We start from the raw sequence: 837 nt of genomic DNA, 5'->3' as shown, positions 1-837 counted from the left end.
TTTTAGATCGTCGCTTATTGCTTGAATAGATAGAATGACTCAAAATAAAAAAAAACCTTTGTAGTTAGGTCAAAATAAGTCAAAAGAAGCATAAATAKGGGTTTGAAAGAAKAAAAATMTTTCAATTTATAATATAAATTAGAATTCTTTGCAATTTTGTTTGAATCCGGCCACAAGGTCTGAMTATTAAGTATAAATCATAGTTCAAAAATTTYTTAAYCKATTTCAYMTATTCCGTGTTCCAGATACTAGAATAAATATCCGACGAAGTAAAACCATCTCTATCAAGATCAAGATGACAGATCCATTCTCTGTACTATCAATAGGATCAATTATAACAAGTCACACACTCATATTCCGGAAATACAGAAACAAAGAAATTTCGCGGTCAAACTGCCACCAAGATGGGCTAGAAATAGAAATCCGAGCTCGAAAGGATTCCTTTTGTATTGAAAGATAAAACTGGCCAGTTCTTAATAGATCTAATTCATTGAAATTCCATCCAATAAAACAGAMGAATTATAAATCTCCAAAATAATAGAKAGAAATATTGCAAATAAASCCATTGCAACACCCATMAAAGGAGTTGTTCCCCATCCAGGAGCTACTTTACCATATTCSGAATTYRATGGTTTYAATAAACCCCCTAGATTMGTTCGTTTTGGTCTTGGWCCAAGACCRGGKCTAGAAMCGGTCTCAACMGTTTTTGTAGCCATAARTCCTATTRTATTCATTGAGATCTGTTGACTTWGYATACTATTCCGTTGTAAATAAASGATCTTAKCATAGATCCATTTTKGTCTTAAAATTATAWAATAATGGAAACAGCAACCCTAG

The 837-nt window shown here is 32.1% G+C and carries 1 protein-coding gene; it reads right to left on the bottom strand.

What is annotated here, in order from left to right; all coding sequences use genetic code 11:
• Positions 1-482 precede the first annotated feature (482 nt).
• The gene (psbH, locus tag EIZ48_RS31540; protein ID WP_160658762.1) at positions 483-716 is read right to left on the bottom strand and encodes a photosystem II reaction center phosphoprotein PsbH; all 234 of its coding nucleotides are present in this window, start codon (positions 714-716) and stop codon (positions 483-485) included.
• Positions 717-837: the final 121 nt, after the last annotated feature.

The organism is Photobacterium alginatilyticum, from assembly GCF_009910675.1.
In the GTDB taxonomy this organism is placed as follows: Bacteria; Pseudomonadota; Gammaproteobacteria; order Enterobacterales; family Vibrionaceae; genus Photobacterium; species Photobacterium alginatilyticum.
This window is presented reverse-complemented; position numbering and strand designations above follow the sequence as displayed.